General features: G+C 69.4%; 15 protein-coding genes and 1 riboswitch. Of the genes, 5 read left to right on the forward strand and 10 right to left on the reverse strand.

Translation table 11 applies throughout. The features are described from left to right. Nucleotides 1-3 precede the first annotated feature (3 nt). The 7 genes from AC07O0_RS17250 to AC07O0_RS17280 are packed head-to-tail and all read right to left on the reverse strand — an operon-like array spanning nucleotide 4 to nucleotide 7,827. Nucleotides 4-636 carry a precorrin-8X methylmutase gene (locus AC07O0_RS17250; RefSeq protein WP_494624909.1) on the reverse strand — a complete coding sequence of 211 codons (633 nt, stop codon included), beginning with the start codon at nucleotides 634-636 and terminating at the stop codon, nucleotides 4-6. Nucleotides 637-650: 14 nt separating this feature from the next. Then, a complete protein-coding gene (gene cobG / locus AC07O0_RS17255; RefSeq protein WP_494624910.1) occupies nucleotides 651-1,934 on the reverse strand; it encodes a precorrin-3B synthase in 1,284 nt (427 codons plus the stop codon). Further along, complete coding sequence (cobN, locus tag AC07O0_RS17260; RefSeq protein WP_494624911.1) at nucleotides 1,931-5,362, reverse strand: cobaltochelatase subunit CobN; 3,432 nt, start codon at nucleotides 5,360-5,362, stop codon at nucleotides 1,931-1,933. The genes cobG and cobN overlap by 4 nt, the downstream gene beginning before the upstream one ends. 4 nt (nucleotides 5,363-5,366) lie before the next feature. Next, entirely contained in the window at nucleotides 5,367-6,416 is a 1,050-nt protein-coding gene (gene cobW / locus AC07O0_RS17265; protein ID WP_494624912.1) for a cobalamin biosynthesis protein CobW, read from the reverse strand. Then, the gene (locus AC07O0_RS17270; RefSeq protein WP_494624913.1) at nucleotides 6,413-6,838 is read right to left on the reverse strand and encodes a DUF1636 family protein; all 426 of its coding nucleotides are present in this window, start codon (nucleotides 6,836-6,838) and stop codon (nucleotides 6,413-6,415) included. Before AC07O0_RS17270 ends, cobW begins: the two co-directional genes overlap by 4 nt. Before the next feature lie 49 nt (nucleotides 6,839-6,887). After that, on the reverse strand, nucleotides 6,888-7,643 hold the full coding sequence (locus AC07O0_RS17275) for a CbtA family protein (RefSeq protein WP_494624914.1): 756 nt from the start codon (nucleotides 7,641-7,643) through the stop codon (nucleotides 6,888-6,890). 10 nt (nucleotides 7,644-7,653) lie between these two features. After that, on the reverse strand, nucleotides 7,654-7,827 hold the full coding sequence (locus AC07O0_RS17280) for a CbtB domain-containing protein (protein WP_494624915.1): 174 nt from the start codon (nucleotides 7,825-7,827) through the stop codon (nucleotides 7,654-7,656). Nucleotides 7,828-7,862: 35 nt separating this feature from the next. Continuing rightward, nucleotides 7,863-8,043, reverse strand: a riboswitch (cobalamin riboswitch). A gap of 55 nt (nucleotides 8,044-8,098) precedes the next feature. On the opposite strand from AC07O0_RS17280, the gene cobU reads away from it, so the two are divergent. Next, nucleotides 8,099-8,611 carry a bifunctional adenosylcobinamide kinase/adenosylcobinamide-phosphate guanylyltransferase gene (cobU, locus tag AC07O0_RS17285; RefSeq protein WP_494624916.1) on the forward strand — a complete coding sequence of 171 codons (513 nt, stop codon included), beginning with the start codon at nucleotides 8,099-8,101 and terminating at the stop codon, nucleotides 8,609-8,611. Between the two features lie 2 nt (nucleotides 8,612-8,613). After that, complete coding sequence (gene cobO / locus AC07O0_RS17290) at nucleotides 8,614-9,222, forward strand: cob(I)yrinic acid a,c-diamide adenosyltransferase (RefSeq protein WP_494624917.1); 609 nt, start codon at nucleotides 8,614-8,616, stop codon at nucleotides 9,220-9,222. On the opposite strand, the gene cbiB is transcribed toward cobO, so the two are convergent. After that, a complete protein-coding gene (gene cbiB / locus AC07O0_RS17295) occupies nucleotides 9,219-10,199 on the reverse strand; it encodes an adenosylcobinamide-phosphate synthase CbiB (protein ID WP_494624918.1) in 981 nt (326 codons plus the stop codon). The genes cobO and cbiB overlap by 4 nt on opposite strands. Between cbiB and cobD the strand changes: the two genes are divergently transcribed. Together cobD and AC07O0_RS17305 are read left to right on the forward strand one after the other, a co-directional pair. After that, a complete protein-coding gene (cobD, locus tag AC07O0_RS17300) occupies nucleotides 10,198-11,202 on the forward strand; it encodes a threonine-phosphate decarboxylase CobD (RefSeq protein WP_494624919.1) in 1,005 nt (334 codons plus the stop codon). The two genes, cbiB and cobD, sit on opposite strands and share 2 nt — an antisense overlap. 105 nt (nucleotides 11,203-11,307) lie before the next feature. Then, the gene (locus AC07O0_RS17305) at nucleotides 11,308-12,279 is read left to right on the forward strand and encodes a D-2-hydroxyacid dehydrogenase (RefSeq protein WP_494624920.1); all 972 of its coding nucleotides are present in this window, start codon (nucleotides 11,308-11,310) and stop codon (nucleotides 12,277-12,279) included. 137 nt (nucleotides 12,280-12,416) lie between these two features. Here AC07O0_RS17305 and AC07O0_RS17310 read toward each other — a convergent pair whose 3' ends face one another. Next, nucleotides 12,417-13,391: an alpha/beta fold hydrolase gene (locus tag AC07O0_RS17310; RefSeq protein WP_494624921.1), complete on the reverse strand. Its 975-nt coding sequence runs from the start codon at nucleotides 13,389-13,391 to the stop codon at nucleotides 12,417-12,419. 123 nt (nucleotides 13,392-13,514) lie between these two features. Here AC07O0_RS17310 and AC07O0_RS17315 point away from each other — a divergent pair, with 123 nt between their 5' ends. Beyond that, nucleotides 13,515-14,429: a LysR family transcriptional regulator gene (locus AC07O0_RS17315; RefSeq protein ID WP_494624922.1), complete on the forward strand. Its 915-nt coding sequence runs from the start codon at nucleotides 13,515-13,517 to the stop codon at nucleotides 14,427-14,429. 33 nt (nucleotides 14,430-14,462) lie between these two features. Here the strand turns inward: AC07O0_RS17315 and AC07O0_RS17320 are convergent, their stop codons facing one another. Continuing rightward, nucleotides 14,463-15,461 (reverse strand): hypothetical protein, encoded by a 999-nt coding sequence (locus AC07O0_RS17320; RefSeq protein ID WP_494624923.1) that lies wholly within the window; start codon nucleotides 15,459-15,461, stop codon nucleotides 14,463-14,465. Between the last annotated feature and the right edge of the window lie 44 nt (nucleotides 15,462-15,505).

A 15,505-nucleotide genomic window follows, 5' to 3' on the forward strand; every position in this document is an offset into this window, starting at 1 on the left:
CGCTCATTCCTGCACCTGCGCCAGTGCGTTGACGGCTGCCGCCGCCATGGCCGAACCGCCGCGCCGGCCGTGAACGACGAGGAAGGGCACGCGCCCATCCTGCGCCAGCGCCTCCTTCGATTCCGCCGCGCCGACGAAGCCGACGGGGATGCCGATCACCGCGGCCGGCTTCGGAGCGCCCTCGTCGAGCATGTCGAGCAGGCGGAACAGCGAGGTCGGCGCGTTGCCGATGACGACGACGGAGCCTGCGAGATGCGGGCGCCAGAGCTCCATCGCCGCGGCCGAACGCGTCGTGCCCATCTCCTCCGCCAGCTTCGGCACTGAAGGCTCGGGAAGCGTGCAGATCACCTCGTTCTTCGCCGGCAGGCGCGCGCGAGTGACGCCGTCGGCGACCATGCGGGCGTCGCAGAGAATGGGAGCACCCTTCGCCAGCGCCGCCTCGGCTGCCGCGGCGAAATCCGGCGACATCGCCACGTCCCTGGGCAGGTCGGTCATGCCGCAGGCATGGATCATCCTGACGACCACGCGCTCGGCCGCGCCGGAAAAGCGCGACAGATCGGATTCGGCCCGGATGATGGCGAAGGAGCGCTGATAGATCGCGGCTCCGTCGCGGATATAGGCGTGACGCGTGTTCAACTTCCAACCTGCTTCTAGCGGCGCGCCGCTTCCAGATGCGCGCGGATGTCCTGACCCGGTTCGAGCCGGCGCACAAGTTCCCCGAGCGAAAGATGAGCGATGGGGGCGTCACCGGCGGCTCCGTCAAGGATCACGTCATAGCGCCCGTCGTGGCCGACCAGAGTGAGATCGGCGCGGCCTGGATGAGCACAGGATTTGCCGCAGCCGGAGACGTGCAGCGAAGCCCCGTCCGTCAGCAGCGGTGCGATCGTATCCGCCAGCACTGTTGCGTCGGCCAGGGCCGGCACCTCACCGCGCGCGCAGGCCGGCGCTCCGGTACAGGCCGAAACCGCTAGGCGTGGATCGCTGGCCTCGACGATTAGGCCTTCGTTCCGCAGCACCTCGCGCAGTGGAGCCGCCACGTCAGCTGGAAGGCCACAGAAGGCGAGACCACGCCAGGGCGAGAGCCCGATCTCGCGGACGCTCGTATCGCGAGCGAGTTCACCTAGCCGGCGCAAGCCCGCGGCATCGGTCCGGCCGAAGGGCAATCCGGCCAGCACGGCGACCCTGTTATCTCGTTGGGCTACGAGGCCAACGAAAATGGGCTTGGGTCGGGCTGCGGGCGCTGCCATCGGCATCAGCTCGCAAGCGGCGGCGAGCGCCGTCAGCGCGGGCGAATCGAGATCGCGCATCCGACGGATTTGTCCGGAGCTTCGATGGCTCGCGGCTGCGAAGCCGCTGAGCAATTGGGCTACGAGCGCAGGCACGTCATCCTGCGCAACCGGCCCGAACCAGAGATCGCCCGCCAGGGCGAACGCGACAGCCTCGGCCGCGACGGCGCGCAGCCTGAGATCGGCGGCGAAGCCATCGAGTGCCAGCGCGCTGCCGCCATCCACCGCGATCGAGAATTTCGCCGGCAGGCCGGTAATAGCGCGCCCGGCGCGCTCGACTGCTTCCGCCAGCGCGGCAGCGTCGATCAGCTCGTCCGCAGCCCTTCCGGCGAGTGGCGAGGTCAGCACCAGCCGGTTCGGGCCATCGCCCTCGGCCTCGTTGACGAGACCTGCTTCGAGCAGATCGTCGACCAGCACCGGATGCGCCTCCTCGCGAATGCCGCGCAGTTGCAGATTGCCGCGGCCGGAGATCTCGATCTGGCCGTTGCCGTGCCGGCTCGCCAATTCGGCGATGTAAGCGAGCTGATCCGGCGTCAGCGCATTGCGCGGCGGATGCAGGCGCACCAGCAGGCCATCGCCGGTCAGCATCGGCCGCAAGGTGCCGGGGCACCAGCCGCGGCGCATCGTCTCGCGGGCCGGGGCGTTCATTCCGCCGCCTCCCGGCCTGAAAGCATCGCCGCCGAGTTTGAGCGGCTCTTCCAGAGACCGCGCTCCTGCGCCTCGGTGAGACGCGAGCGGATCGAGGCGGCTGCCGGCGCATTCGCCCGCTCCAGCGCCTGCCAGATGGTGGGATCGCCGCAATAGGCCTGGAAGACCGCATCGAAGAGGCCGTCGGAGACCGCGTCGGTGCTCGCCGCATAGACGAAGAGCGCATCGACCGCCTCGGCCAATTCGGCCGCGCCGCGCCAGCCATGGGCGAGATGGCTCGCGATCCAGCGGGGATGGCAGAGCCGGCCGTGGACGATGCGCGAGAGGTCCTGGGCCAGCGTGCGCGCCTTCGGCTTCTGCGGATCGGAGGTGTCGAGGCTGTAGAGCGCGGCCTTGCCGCCTTGTACCTGCATGGCTGCGACGAAGCCGCCGATCACGTCGGCGGCGCTGGTCGCCTCAATGATGTCACGGCCGGCGGTGTCGCTGACATGGACGAAGGCCTGCGCCTCTGCGACGCGATGGGCGAAACCGGCGTCGGGCGCGGCTGCACCATCCGGCCCGCCATAGGCGTGGCTGGTCGCGGCGAGATAGGCCTCGCCCAATTCGGCGCGCGCCTGCCAGTCGCCGTCGAGCGCCCGGTCGGCCATGGCGGCGCCATAGCGGCCGGGCGCGGCGCCGAAGATGCGGGCGCCCGCCTCGCCGCGGCGGTGGGCGGCCGCCGGCTCGTTCCACTCGTCGGGTTCATCGAGCGCGGCGACGGCGCGCGCGGCGCCGTCGAGCAGGGCGATCTGCGCCGGAAACGTGTCGCGGAAGGCGCCGGAGATGCGGATGGTGACGTCGGCGCGCGGCGCGGGCAGCTTCGCCTGCGGGATAATCGAGAAGCCGGTGACGCGGGTCGAGCCATGGTCCCAGAGCGGTTCGACGCCCATCAGGTGCAGGGCATGGGCGATGTCCTCGCCGCCCGAGCGCAAAGTCGGCGAAGCCCAGAGATCCATCACGATCCGGCGCGGATAGTCGCCCTCGTCCTGGAGATGACGGGCGATGATCGCCTGCGCCGCCCTGGCGCCAAGCTTTGCGGCCGAGCGGGTCGGTAAGGCGCGCGGGTCGAGCGTCGAGAGGTTGCGCCCGCTCGGCAGCACGTCAGGCCGGCCGCGATGCGGCGCGCCGGCCGGGCCGGGCGGCACGAAGCTGGCATCGAGCGCCTTCAGCAGGTTGCGGCGTTCGTTCTCGGCGGAGATGGGATCGGCCCCGGAGGAGCCGAACACATGGAGCCCGTCGCGGAAGGCGGTCTCGGCGAGGTCGCAGAGATGGGCGTCGAGCGCCGCGAGCGCACTCGCCATGTCCTGATCCGGCGTGACGCCGCTTGCCGCGGCAAGGCCGGTGCGCTCGGCCCGGTCGAGGATCTCGCGCGCGACCAGTTCGGCCCGGCGCGGATCGAGCACCTGCGCCTGTGAATACTCCTCGACGAGATCGCGCAGCAGCGCCGCCTCGCCGGCGGTTTCATGTGTCGCCAGCGGCGGCGGCAGATGGCCGAGCGTCAGCGCCGAGAGCCGTCGCTTGGCCGGCGCCGCCTCGCCGGGATCGTCGACGACATAAGGATAGATCACCGGCAGCGCGCCGGTCGCGAGCCGCGGCCAGCAGGCCGCCGAGAGCGCCACCGCCTTGCCGGGGAGCCATTCGGTGGTGCCATGCGTGCCGAGATGGATCAGCGCATCGACGCGGAAGGTTTCGCGCAGGCCGAGATAGAAGGCGAGATAGGCGTGTCCCGGCGGCGCATCGGGACCGTGATAGCGTGCCTTGCGGTCGGGCGAGCCATCGCGCGGCGGTTGCAGCGCGATGGCGAGCTTACCGAAGCGGACGAGCCGGAAACGGAAGGCTCCGCCCTCGCAGGCGGGGTCGGCTTCGGGTTGGCCGTGGCTGGCGAGCAGGGCATCGCGCGCAGCCGCCGGGATGGTGGCGAGCCAAGCGTGGAAACTGGAGAGCGGGACGGCGAAGTCGGCGGAGTCTTCGGTGAGGGCCTGCATGAGACCTGCGCCGTCCGCGTTGGCGGTATCGGACGGAGCTAGGCCGACATCATATCCCGCCTCGCCCAGCAATTCCCGGATCGCCAGCGCGCTGGCCGGTGTATCGAGCCCGACCGCGAAGCCGGCGCGACCGCCGCGGGCGGGATAGTCGGACATCACCAGCACAAGGCGGCGCTCAATGCGCGGCTTGCGGCCGAGCGCGATCCAGTTCGCCGCGAGGTCGGCGAGCGCTGCGACGCCGTCGGAGTCTGGTGCGAGCCGCCGCAGCGTCAGGCCGGTCGCCGGATCGGTGGTCTCCTCCTTGAAGGCGACGGGGATGGCGCCGAGCCTTCCGTCGAATTCCGGCAGCGCCGCCTGCATGGCGAGGTCGGCGGCGGAGAGCCCGCGCGGCGACGCCTCCCATGCCTCTCGCGCGCTGCCGACCGGCACAGCCTGCAGGATCGGGCAATCGGCGGCGTCCAGGACGAAATCAGCGCCGTCGCGGGCGGAAAAGGCGGTGGTGGTGACGATCAGCGCCGGCTTGCGGGTGGCGATCAGGGCGGCGAGCTCGTTGGCGACGCCCGCCTCCTTGAGGCTGGTCAGGGCGAGCGGAAGGGGGCTGAGACCGCGGGCTCCGAGAGCCGTGGAGATTGCCTCGACCATGGCCGTGTCGCCGGCGGCGACGCCGGATCGGTAGACGAGGACCGGGACGAGCGGGCTGTCGACCGAGAGGGCTGCGATCGCCTCGCGCCAGGGCAGAGGCGTGGCCTTGGGCCCCAGGGCGAAGAGGGTGGGGAGCGGGACGGGGGTAAGGTCGCGCGGGCCCTCATCCCCCTGCCGGGACCTTCTCCCCCGAGAGGAGAAGGGGGCTGTCAGTATCGTGCCTTCCTTCTCCCCTTGGGGGAGAAGGTGGCCCGGCGCAACCGGGTCGGATGAGGGCAGTGCCGCGAGATAGCCATCCACCCGACCGAGCAGCCGCCGCATGTTCTCGGCGCCGCCACCCGCATGGAAATAGCCAAGCAGGTTTGCCGCGAGCTCCGGCGGCACGGTGCCATAGCCGGCGAGCCGCTCGTCCGCCCGGTCATCACCCGGCAAAACCGCCAATGCGACACCGTGCTGCCGGCAGGCGCTGGCGATCTGCTCGACGCCGTAGCGCAGATAATCGAGCCCGCCGAGGCAGCGCAGCAGCACGAAGCGCGAGCCGGCGAGCGTCTTCTCGATCAGCAGGTCGATCGAAAGCGGGTGCTTGAAGCGCCTGAGCGGCACCAGGCGAAGGTCGAGCCCGCTACTGGGTGCAGCCGCCGCCAGTGCTGAAAGATCGCTGTCGCTGAAGGAGAGGACGACGAGGTCTCCCGGCGGCAGAGCGAGGTCGACGGCGTCTTCGCCGTCGTCGAGCCTCACCTCGCTGGTCGGGAGAAGATGCATCGCATCAGCCGGCGAGCGCCGCCTCGACTGCGGCGCGGTCGAAGCCCTTGAGGCCGATCACCACGAGCCGTCCATCGCGCGCCTCGTCCGCGCCCCAGGCGCGGTCGTAATGATGGCCGACGCGCCGGCCGACGCCCTGCACGACGAGCCGCATCGGCTTGCCGGGAATGCCGGCGAAGCCCTTGAGGCGGAGCACGCCCTCGGCCTCGGCCGCCCTGGCGACGCGGGCGACGAGCTCTTCCGGCGAGCCGGCCTGCGGCAGCGGCAGCGCGACGCTGTCGAAGTCGTCATGGTCGTGATCCTCGCCCTCGCCATGATGCGAGGGGCGGGCGGCAAGATCCGCCTCGGCGGCGGCGCCGAGACCGATGATCAGCGCCGGCTCGACCTTGCCATGGGCGGTCTCGACCACCTTGATCGCCCTGGGCAGGTGCTGGGCGATCTCGGCCTTGACCCGTTCGCGGCCTTCCGCGTCGACGAGGTCGCTCTTGTTGAGCAGGATCAGGTCGGCACAGAGGATCTGGTCCTCGAATACCTCCTCCAGCGGATTGTCGTGGTCGACCGCCTGGTCCTGCGCGGCCTGTGCCTTCAGCGCCTCGGGATCATCGGCGAACTGGCCCTCGGCCACCGCCGGCCCGTCGACAACGGCGATCACGCCGTCGACGGTGACTCGGCTGCGGATCGCCGGCCAGTTGAAAGCCTTGACCAGCGGCTTCGGCAAGGCAAGGCCCGAGGTCTCGATCAGGATGTGCTCAGGCGGATTGGGGCGGTCCAGCAGCTTTTCCAGTGCCGGCACGAAATCATCGGCGACGGTGCAGCAGATGCAGCCGTTGGGCAGTTCAACGATGTCTTCCTGCGTGCAGCCCTCGATGCCGCAGCCGGCGATGAAGGAGCCGTCGAAGCCGAGATCGCCGAACTCGTTGACGAGCACGGCGAGGCGCTTGCCGCCGGCGTTCTCGAGCAGATGACGGACGAGGGTGGTCTTACCGGCGCCGAGGAAGCCGGTGATGATCGTGCACGGCACCTTGCCGAGGGTGGCATTCTGCGGAGCGTTCATTGATCTGATCCTTGCTGGCGCGGCAGCGGAGGCACGCGCGCGACCACGCCCTTGCGGAACGAGACGGGTCTTTCTTTCCAGGGAACGATGCCGTTGGCGCTGGCAGCGAATTTCTCCGCCCCGCTGACGATCTCGTCGAGATGAAGATCGGCGTCGAGATCGCCGATCAGATAGGTCCATTTGCCCTCGGCCGCGAGCGCGATCGTGCAGGGTCGCTTACAGACGGAGAGGCATTCGACCGGGACGACGGCGATGCCACTGCCGGCCAGGCGTTCGTCGAGCAGCGCCGCGAGGCCGATGCCCGGCTGGTCGTAGCCTTCCGGGAGATCCTCGCGCTGGCGCCGGCAGACGGTGCAGACATGGATGGTACAGCCCGGCTTCAGCCGGGCATCAGTCGCGAGGGCGAGATCGCCTTCGAACATCAAAAACGCCTCCTTGTTCTGGCGCGGTCGTCGCCGGCCGCGCGAGGCGTCAGGCCGCAGCCGTCGCGGCGCTACGACGAGCAAGCCAGGGCCAGAGCACGCCGACGACAAAGCCGGTGACGAGCCAGAGCGCGGCCTGGATGGCGAGCGAGAGCGCGGCGAAATGGGCGGCGATTTCGGCCGGCACCTTGCTTTCCGGCGCGGCCGGGTGCGGTGCGCCGATCAGGTGCGGCAGCAGCAGCGCCAGCACGGCGAGCGCCCGCGCCCAGGAGGCCTCGACGCGCAGGAAGACGAAGAGCGCGCCGGCCGTGACAACCGCCGTCAGCAGCCACCAGAGCTGGCGCTGCTGCAGCTCGGCTGCGGCCGAGCCGGGCAACTCAGGCGCCAGCCCCATTGCCGGAGCGAGACCGAAGGCAAGGAAACCGCAGATAGCCCAGGCGAGCGCCCGGCGCTGGTCGATGTGTTCGTTTGCGGCGATCATTCCGGCGAGGAGCAGTGCGGCAAAGCCGATCGCGGTACCGATCGTTACCAGGCTGGTGAAGGCGGTGCGCTGCAAGCCGTCCTGCGGCTTCCATTCATGCTCGCCGGTATGGTCCGCCCCGGCTTTCGGGTCGTTATGGGCGAGAATGATCTGGGCGTCGCCCGAGAAGGCAGCCTGCATCGGCCCCGGCTGCGACCGCAACGCCGCCTCATAGGTCTCGGCCTTGAGGATCAGCGGGGTGGTGGTGACGTGCTGGAGCGCCGAGATCAGCAACCCAGCCAGAAGCCCGGCCAGGATGCTGACCGTGAGAACACGCGTGACCATGTGCTTCCCCTCAGTGGCAGGGGAAGGCGAGGCCGTGACGGGTGTCGTGCGCCGCGTTGTGGACAGTGGACGAGGCGGCGAAGCCGACGGTGTAGATCAGCACGAAGCCGAGGATCAGCGCGGCGACGACGGCTTTCGCGCGCTCCGAAACGCTGGCCTGGCTGGTGACGGTAGCCGTATTCATCTGGTTCTCCTTGGCCACCCCACCGGCAGCCTGCTGGACGACATCGAATGACGGCAGGTCTCCTGGCTCACGGCTCGGTGTCCTGCTCCGCCTTCCCGGGGAAACCCAGTGGCCGATGGCGCAGGACGCGCCGCTTACAGTTGCGGGGGCAGCCGCGGCCTTTCACCGCGTTCCCTTTTCACCTCGTTGTCGAGGCACCGTCACCGACGATCATTAGCCACAGGCGCGGTGCTGTGCAATGCACGCGTCTATCTGAAAGCGAATGGCAGTCATGACCCGTCCCCCGCTCACACTCGTCCTCGGTGGCGCCCGTTCCGGCAAGAGCCGCCATGCCGAGGCGCTGATCGAGGCGCTGCCGGCGCCCTGGACCTATATCGCGACAGCCCAGGCCTATGACGACGAGATGCGCGCCCGCATCGCCGAGCATCGCGCCCGCCGCTCGCGTGACTGGCAGACGGTCGATGCCCCGGTGGCGCTGCCCGAGGCGATTCGCAACGCGCCGGCGGGGCAGCCGATCCTCGTCGATTGCCTGACGCTCTGGCTGACCAATCTGCTGCTCGCCGAGCGTGACATCGCGATCGCGACCGGCGAGCTCGTCGCCGCCTGCCGCGAGGCGAGCGCGCCGGTGGTGCTGGTCTCGAACGAGGTCGGGCTCGGTATCGTGCCGGACAATGCGCTCGCGCGGCGCTTCCGTGACGAGGCCGGCCGCCTGCATCAACGCCTTGCGGCGCAGGCCGGGCGCGTGGTCTTCATGGTTGCCGGATTGCCGATGCAGGTGAAGTAGCGATGGACGAAACTGACGACGCGGCCCGCCACAAGGCGAAGATGGAAAAGCGCAAGGCGGTGCAGGACGCCGAGGTCGCGGGCAAGACGCTGGAAAAGGGCCTGCTGATCGTCAACACCGGCCCGGGCAAGGGTAAGTCGACCGCCGCCTTCGGCCTGATCCTGCGCGCGCTCGGCCATGGCTGGCGCATCGGCGTCGTGCAGTTCATCAAGGGCGCCTGGTCGACCGGCGAGCGCAAGGCGCTGGACGCCTTCGGCGACCAGGTCTCCTGGCATTCCATGGGCGAAGGCTTCACCTGGGAGACGCAGGACAAGGCCCGCGACATCGCTGCCGCGACCCGCGCTTTCGAGAAGGCCAGGGAGTTGATGGCGGACGAGAGCATTCGGCTGCTGGTGCTCGACGAGCTCAACATCGCCCTGCGCTACGACTATCTGCCGCTTGCCGAGGTCGTCGCGGCGCTGCAGGGCCGGCGGGCCGACCTCCACATCGTTGTCACCGGCCGCAACGCCAAGCCGGAGCTGATCGAGGCCGCTGATCTGGTGACCGAGATGACGCTGGTGAAGCATCATTTCGCTGCCGGGGTGAAGGCGCAGGAGGGGATCGAGTTCTAGAGGGTGAGAGCGGCGAGGCTCGCCACGGCCGCCAGCCCCCAGAGCAGCAGGCAGGCGCCGCGATAGAGGGCAAGCGCCCGCCGGATATCCGCCGCCGTCGCCTTGGCCCGGCCATCACCCATCCAGCCATCCTCGACCCTGACCGCGCCGTAGACGCGCGGCCCGGCCAGACGGAGCCCGAGCGCACCCGCCATCGCCGCCTCCGGCCAGCCGGCATTGGGCGAGCGGTGACGGGACGCATCGCGGCGCACGGCGCGCCAGGCGCCGCCGGCATCGGCCTGCCGGTCGAGTGCAGCCGCAGTGATCAACAGCAGCGCGGTCAGGCGGGAAGCAGGCAGGTTGACGAGGTCGTCGAGCCGCGCCGCCGCCCAGCCGAAGGCGAGGTGGCGCGGCGATTTGTGGCCGATCATCGAATCGGCGGTGTTGATCGCCTTGTAGAGCGCCCCACCCGGCAGGCCGCCCACGCCGAGCCAGAAGGCCGGTGCGACGATGCCATCGGAAAAATTCTCGGAGAGGCTCTCGATCGCGGCGCGGGCGACGCCGGCTTCATCGAGGCTCTCGGGATCGCGCCCGACGATCATCGACACGGCCTTGCGTCCACCGACGAGCCCGCTCTGCTCCAGCCCTTCGGCGACGCGGGCGACATGCTCATGCAGGCTGCGCTGCGCCAGCAGGGTCGAGGCCAGCAGCGCCAGCGGCAGCAAGGCGAGTGGTCCGGCGAGGCGGCAGAGCGCGACTAAAGCGAGCGAAGCTGCGAGCGTCACCCCGAGCAGGGTCAGGAGGGCAACGACGCCGGCCATTCGCCGCATCGCGAAGCTCATGGCTTCGCGATTGAGGTTCCGGTCGAGCCAGCCGATCAGCGCGCCGATCCAGGTGACGGGATGGCCGATCCATGCGAACAGGCGCGCCGGATAGCCGATCGCCGCCTCGATCAGGAGGGCGGCGAGGAGGAGCGGCAGGCTGGCGGAGAGCGACATGGCGGCCGGGGAGACGAAGGAAGCGATCTGGCATGGCGGCGATCTCGCCACGGCCCAGGCGCTGTTTCCGCAGGCGCCAGAACCCTGGATCGATCTCTCGACCGGTATCAACCCGATCCCCTATCCGCTTCCGGCGCTGCCGTTAAGCCTGTGGCAGCGCCTGCCGGGCAAGACGGACGAGGCGGCGCTGCTGGCGGCGGCCCGCAAGGCCTATCGCATTCGCTCCGAAAGCGGCCTCGTCGCCGCGCCGGGCACGCAGATCCTGATCGAATTGCTGCCGCGCCTGATGCCGGCTGCGAAGGTCGCCGTGCTCGGCCCGACCTATGGCGAGCACGCGCCGGCCTGGCGCAAGGCGGGTGCTACGGTGTGCGAGATCGGTGACCTCGCCGAGATCGGTGGCGCCAATGTCGTTGTGCTGGTCAATCCGAACAATCCGGATGGACGCATCGTCGCGCAACCAGCGCTGATCGAGCTGGCAGGGGTACTCGCGGCGCGAGGCGGTTTGCTGGTGGTCGACGAGGCCTTCGCCGATTTCGCGCCGGAGATGAGCCTGCTGCCGATCCTGCCGGAAGGGGTGATCGTGTTGCGCTCCTTCGGCAAGGCCTATGGTCTCGCAGGTTTGAGGCTTGGTTTTGCGGTCGGTGGGGCGCGTTTCACCGACGCTCTCAAGGCAATGCTCGGCCCCTGGGCCGTGGCGGGGCCGGCGCTGCATGTCGGAGCGGTCGCGCTCGGCGATGCGGAGTGGCTGTCGGCAGCAGGCGAGGCCCGCGCTGCCGACAGCAGGCGCCTCGATGCCTTGCTTGCGTCGCTTGGTCGGGTCGTCGGCGGTACCGTGCTCTATCGCCTGCTCGAGACGCCGCAGGCGCCTGCCCTGTTCGAGCGGCTCGGCCGCGCCGGCATCTATGTCCGCCGCTTCCAGCATGACCCGTCGCGCCTGCGCTTCGGCTTGCCAGGGGATGAGCTTGCCTGGGTGCGGTTGGCACGGGCACTCGCACCGGCCTGAGCCGCGCTGCGCAGTCATCGCAGCCGGCGCATGCGGGTGCGGGCGGGACGAAGCCGCTTACCGACGCTATCGTCAGGCGATTCCAGCGATCCGGAGACAAAGCGCATGCAGCCCTGGCCGAAGCAGTCCGCCCTCACCATCGGCTTCGCCCATGCGGCCTATCAACTGCGCGACGAATATCTCGCTCGCAATGGCGCGGCGGCGAGCTTCGAGGTCCGGACCGTCGACGATCTCAAGGCCCGCGCGGCGGAGGCCGACGTGCTGGTCGTCTCCGGTCTCTGGCGCAACGAGATCCTGGATGGCTTGAGCAAGCTGCGTTTCATCCAGTCGATCAGCGCCGGCACCGATCAGTTCGACAAGCAGAAGCTGGCTGCGGCGGGCATTCCGCTCGCCAGCGCCCAGGGCGCCAACGAACGCGCCGTGGCCGAGCATGCGATCTCGCTGATCCTGGCGCTGGCGCGCCAGCTTCATCTCGCCCGCGACAATCAGGCGAAGGCATACTGGCGGCCGATGATCGGCGACCGTTCCCGCCGTGAGGACGAGCTCGGTGGTCGCACGCTAGTGATCGTCGGGCTCGGCCGCATCGGCCTGAGGCTCGCGGCGATCGCCTCCGCCTTCGGCATGCGCGTCATCGGCGTGCGACGCCGGCCGGGCTCGGAGCCGAATGTCGAGCGGATCGTGCCACCGTCCGACCTACACAAGGCGCTTGCAGAAGCCGATTTCGTCGCGCTGACCTGCCCGCTGACGCCGGAAACGGAAGGGTTGATCGGTGCCGCCGCACTCGCGGCGATGAAGCCCTCCGCCTATCTGATCAATGTCGCGCGTGGCCGCGTCGTCGACGAGCCCGCGCTGATCGCCGCGCTCGATGCCGGCCGCATCGCCGGCGCCGGCATCGACTGCGTTTATGAGGAACCGCTACCCGCGACATCGCCGCTTTGGGAAATGCCGCAGGTGCTGCTGACGCCGCACAGCGCCGGCGAGACCCGGGCCTACGAGAAAAACGTCATCGACGTCCTGCTCGACAATCTCGGCCGGCTGGAGCGCGGCGAGAGCACGCTCCAGAACCAGATCGTCTGAGAGTTGGCCGACGCTCCACCGTCATGCTCGCCCTTGTGACGAGCATCCACGTCTTGAATCGCGGATGCCTGCAGCGAAGACGTGGATGGTCGGGACAAGCCCGACCATGACGGTGATGGAAGCGGGTCGCCTGTTCCTTACGCCTTCAGCTTGCGGCCAAGGAAATCGCGGATCAGCGCCGCGATCTCCTCGCCCTTGTCCTCCAGCGCGAAATGGCCGCTGTCGATCAGGTTGAGCTCGGCCTCGGGCAAGTCGCGCAGATAGGCGCGGGCCCCTTCCGGCGGGAAGATGAAGTCGTTCTTGCCCCAGGCGATCAGCGTCGGTGGCTTGCGCTCGCGGAAGAAGGCGTGGAACTGCGGGTAGAGCTCGACATTGGTCCGGTAGTCCTTGAACAGGTCGAGATGGATCTCGCTGACGCCTGGCCGGTCGATCAGCATCTGGTCGATCAGCCAGCTGTCGGGATCGACCAGGCTCTTGTCGGCGACGCCGTCGAGATATTGCGAGCGCGTCGCCTCCAGCGTCAGCCCGCCGCGCATCTTTTCGCGCCCGGCCTGAGTGTCGTCGGCCCAATAGGCCTTCACCGGAATCCAGAAATCGCGCAGGCCTTCTTCATAGGCATTGCCGTTCTGGGCGATCAGCGCCGTCACCTGGCCGGGTCGCTTCAGCGCCAGGCGGAAGCCGACCGGCGCACCATAGTCCATCACATAGAGCGCGAAGCGATCGATCTTCAGCTGCGTCAGGAACGTGTCGATCAGCTCGGCGAAGCGGGCGAAGCCATACTTGAAGCCCGCCCGGTCCGGCACCGCGCTGTGGCCGAAGCCGGGATAGTCCGGCGCGATCACCCGGTAGCGATCCGACAGTGCCGGGATGAGGTTGCGGAACATCCGCGACGAACTCGGGAAGCCGTGCAGCAGTAGCAGCACCGGCGCATCGGCCGGGCCGGCCTCGCGGTAGAAGATCTCGATGCCGTCGATGCTGATGGTGCGGTGATGCGTCGGCCGCGCCGGCGTCCGGGCTTCGGCGGGGGCGGCAAGGCCGGTGAAAGCTCCGCCGGTCGCGGTCGCCGACAAGGCGACGAAGGCGTCGCGGCGGCTGAATGAATCCTGCGTCATCTGAAAGGCTCCTTGCCTTGCCCGGCAACAACCGGCCGATTTCGTGACGTCAAGCTAGGGGCTGACGGAAGCCGGCAGAATGGCTATCAAGAGAAAGCTATTCTTCCAAAAAATGGAATGACGATGGATCGGTTGGAAGCGATGCGCGTCTTCGTCAGTGCGCTCGACGAGGGCAGCCTCGCTGCCGCAGCACGGCGGCTCGGGCGCTCGGCGCCGGCGGTGACACGCGCCATCACCGCGCTCGAAGGTCATGTCGGGACCCGGCTGCTCGACCGTACCACGCGGATGATCCGGCTCACCGAGGCGGGGGAACGCTATGCGGTCGCCTGTCGGCGGGTGCTGTCCGACCTGGAGGAGGCCGAGCTGCAGGCGGCCGGCGAACGCGCTGCACCGCGCGGCCTCCTCACTTTGACCGCTCCGGTCGTCGCCGGCACGCGCCTGCTGCGTCCGCCGGTCGACGCTTTCCTCGATGAGGAGCCGCAGGTTCAGGTCAGGATGTTGCTGCTCGATCGCGTCGTCAGCCTGATCGACGAGGGCGTCGATCTCGCCTTGCGCATCGCCCATCTGCCGGATTCGAGCCTGATCGCGCTGCGCATCGGCAGCGTCCGGCATGTGGTCTGCGCTGCGCCGTCCTATCTCGAGCGCCATGGTACGCCACAGGAGCCGGGCGATCTCGCCGGCCATCGCTGCATCGCGCAGATTCATGCGCTGGCGGGCGAACTCTGGAGCTTTCCGCCGGTTTCGGAAGGTGGCCGGCCACGCCAGGTCAGGGTGAAGCCGCGCTTGATGGCCAACTCCGTCGAAGCGGCGATTGCGTCGGCCGTCGAGGGGCGGGGACTGGTGCGCCCGCTCTGCTACCAGGTCGCCGACGAGGTCCGCAGCGGCCGGCTCAGGCTGGTCCTGACCGATTGCGAGCCTGAGCCGCTGCCGGTCCATCTCGTCGCGCCGGAGGGCAGGCTCTCGGTCGCCAAGGTCCGCGCCTTCGCCGATTTCGCCTTGCCAAGGCTGAAGGCGCGCTTCGCCGAGCGGGTCGGCTAGCGCGCCTGAATGATCTGAGGAAAAAGCCGTCGCTTACCAGCGCGGGCGCGGGCCGTAGCTGCCGTCGCAACCCACAAGTGGGCCGCCCGGATAGTAGTCGTCGATGATGATGTCCGGCATCTGGCAGCCGCCGCGGCTGGCGCTGCGGGAGATGCGGCGGCGCTGCTGGCCGTAATCGTCTGGCTCGGCCCAGACCGTGCGGCCGTCATAGCGCGGCTCCGCCCGATCGAGCGTCGGCTTCTGGACCGGGCGCGGCGCCTGGGCTGCGGCCTGGGTCCGCTGCGGGGCCTTTTCGGTGGCCTGCTGGCGCACCGGCGGCACGGGCGCCGCGGCGACGTCCGTCGCGTCCTTGCCGGCAACCTGCGAGGCCGGGACGACCACGTCCTCGGCGGTCGCGCGCACCAGCTTCTGGACGCCGGTATCGAGGGCCAGCGTGCGGAAGGAAGCGTCGCCACAGCCGCCGCAACGGGCCGGGTCGAGCGGGACGAGATCGACGCGCGCCTTGCCATCGTCATTGGCCTGGCCCTCGCCGGTGGCGCGGGCGGCGATGACGACCTTGGCGGCGTCCTCGAGCTGCATCTCGATCAGCTGGGTGCGCAGAGCGCGAGCCCGGCGATAGTTGACGACTTCGTCGCCCCCGGAGACCAGGATGGCGAAAGGCGCGCCCTTGGGAGCGTTGCCGCGGAAGACGTCGCGCAACTGGGTGATAGCGCGGCGGGCATCGGAGGTGACCTCCCAGCTGCCGGGCGCGAACGGGATCTGGCGCGTCGTCATGATCTCGCGGGCCGCCTGGGCGACGCCGAACGAGACCGTGCGCGAGGAAAATTCCAGCTTCAGCGACTGCGGCCGCTCGGCAACTTTCGGCGCATCGGGGTTACCCCCGCTGACCTGCGTCTGCTCGGTCGCGGGCGCGCCGTTGCGCTCGGCCTGGGCAAGGACGGTGCCGGCCGAGACGATGAGCGCGAGCGCGGCGACGGCGAAACGCAGGCGGTTGCTGCGCTGGCGGACGGTCTGATCGAACTGGAAGCCCATGGCGGGTCTCCTCATGAACGGGTGTGCGCTGGGCACGTTGCGAT

The organism is Allobosea sp. GW821-FHT10B12 (assembly GCF_059415545.1).

Bases quoted from the DNA above. Each gene is read 5' to 3' on its own strand.
- cobG (WP_494624910.1), bottom strand. From the start codon at position 1,934: ATGAACGCCCCGGCCCGCGAGACGATGCGCCGCGGCTGGTGCCCCGGC.
- cobN (WP_494624911.1), bottom strand. From the start codon at position 5,362: ATGCATCTTCTCCCGACCAGCGAGGTGAGGCTCGACGACGGCGAAGAC.
- cobW (WP_494624912.1), bottom strand. From the start codon at position 6,416: ATGAACGCTCCGCAGAATGCCACCCTCGGCAAGGTGCCGTGCACGATC.
- AC07O0_RS17270 (WP_494624913.1), bottom strand. From the start codon at position 6,838: ATGTTCGAAGGCGATCTCGCCCTCGCGACTGATGCCCGGCTGAAGCCG.
- AC07O0_RS17275 (WP_494624914.1), bottom strand. From the start codon at position 7,643: ATGGTCACGCGTGTTCTCACGGTCAGCATCCTGGCCGGGCTTCTGGCT.
- AC07O0_RS17280 (WP_494624915.1), bottom strand. From the start codon at position 7,827: ATGAATACGGCTACCGTCACCAGCCAGGCCAGCGTTTCGGAGCGCGCG.
- cobU (WP_494624916.1), top strand. From the start codon at position 8,099: ATGACCCGTCCCCCGCTCACACTCGTCCTCGGTGGCGCCCGTTCCGGC.
- cobO (WP_494624917.1), top strand. From the start codon at position 8,614: ATGGACGAAACTGACGACGCGGCCCGCCACAAGGCGAAGATGGAAAAG.
- cobD (WP_494624919.1), top strand. From the start codon at position 10,198: ATGGCGGCCGGGGAGACGAAGGAAGCGATCTGGCATGGCGGCGATCTC.
- cbiB (WP_494624918.1), bottom strand. From the start codon at position 10,199: ATGTCGCTCTCCGCCAGCCTGCCGCTCCTCCTCGCCGCCCTCCTGATC.
- AC07O0_RS17305 (WP_494624920.1), top strand. From the start codon at position 11,308: ATGCAGCCCTGGCCGAAGCAGTCCGCCCTCACCATCGGCTTCGCCCAT.
- AC07O0_RS17310 (WP_494624921.1), bottom strand. From the start codon at position 13,391: ATGACGCAGGATTCATTCAGCCGCCGCGACGCCTTCGTCGCCTTGTCG.
- AC07O0_RS17315 (WP_494624922.1), top strand. From the start codon at position 13,515: ATGGATCGGTTGGAAGCGATGCGCGTCTTCGTCAGTGCGCTCGACGAG.
- AC07O0_RS17320 (WP_494624923.1), bottom strand. From the start codon at position 15,461: ATGGGCTTCCAGTTCGATCAGACCGTCCGCCAGCGCAGCAACCGCCTG.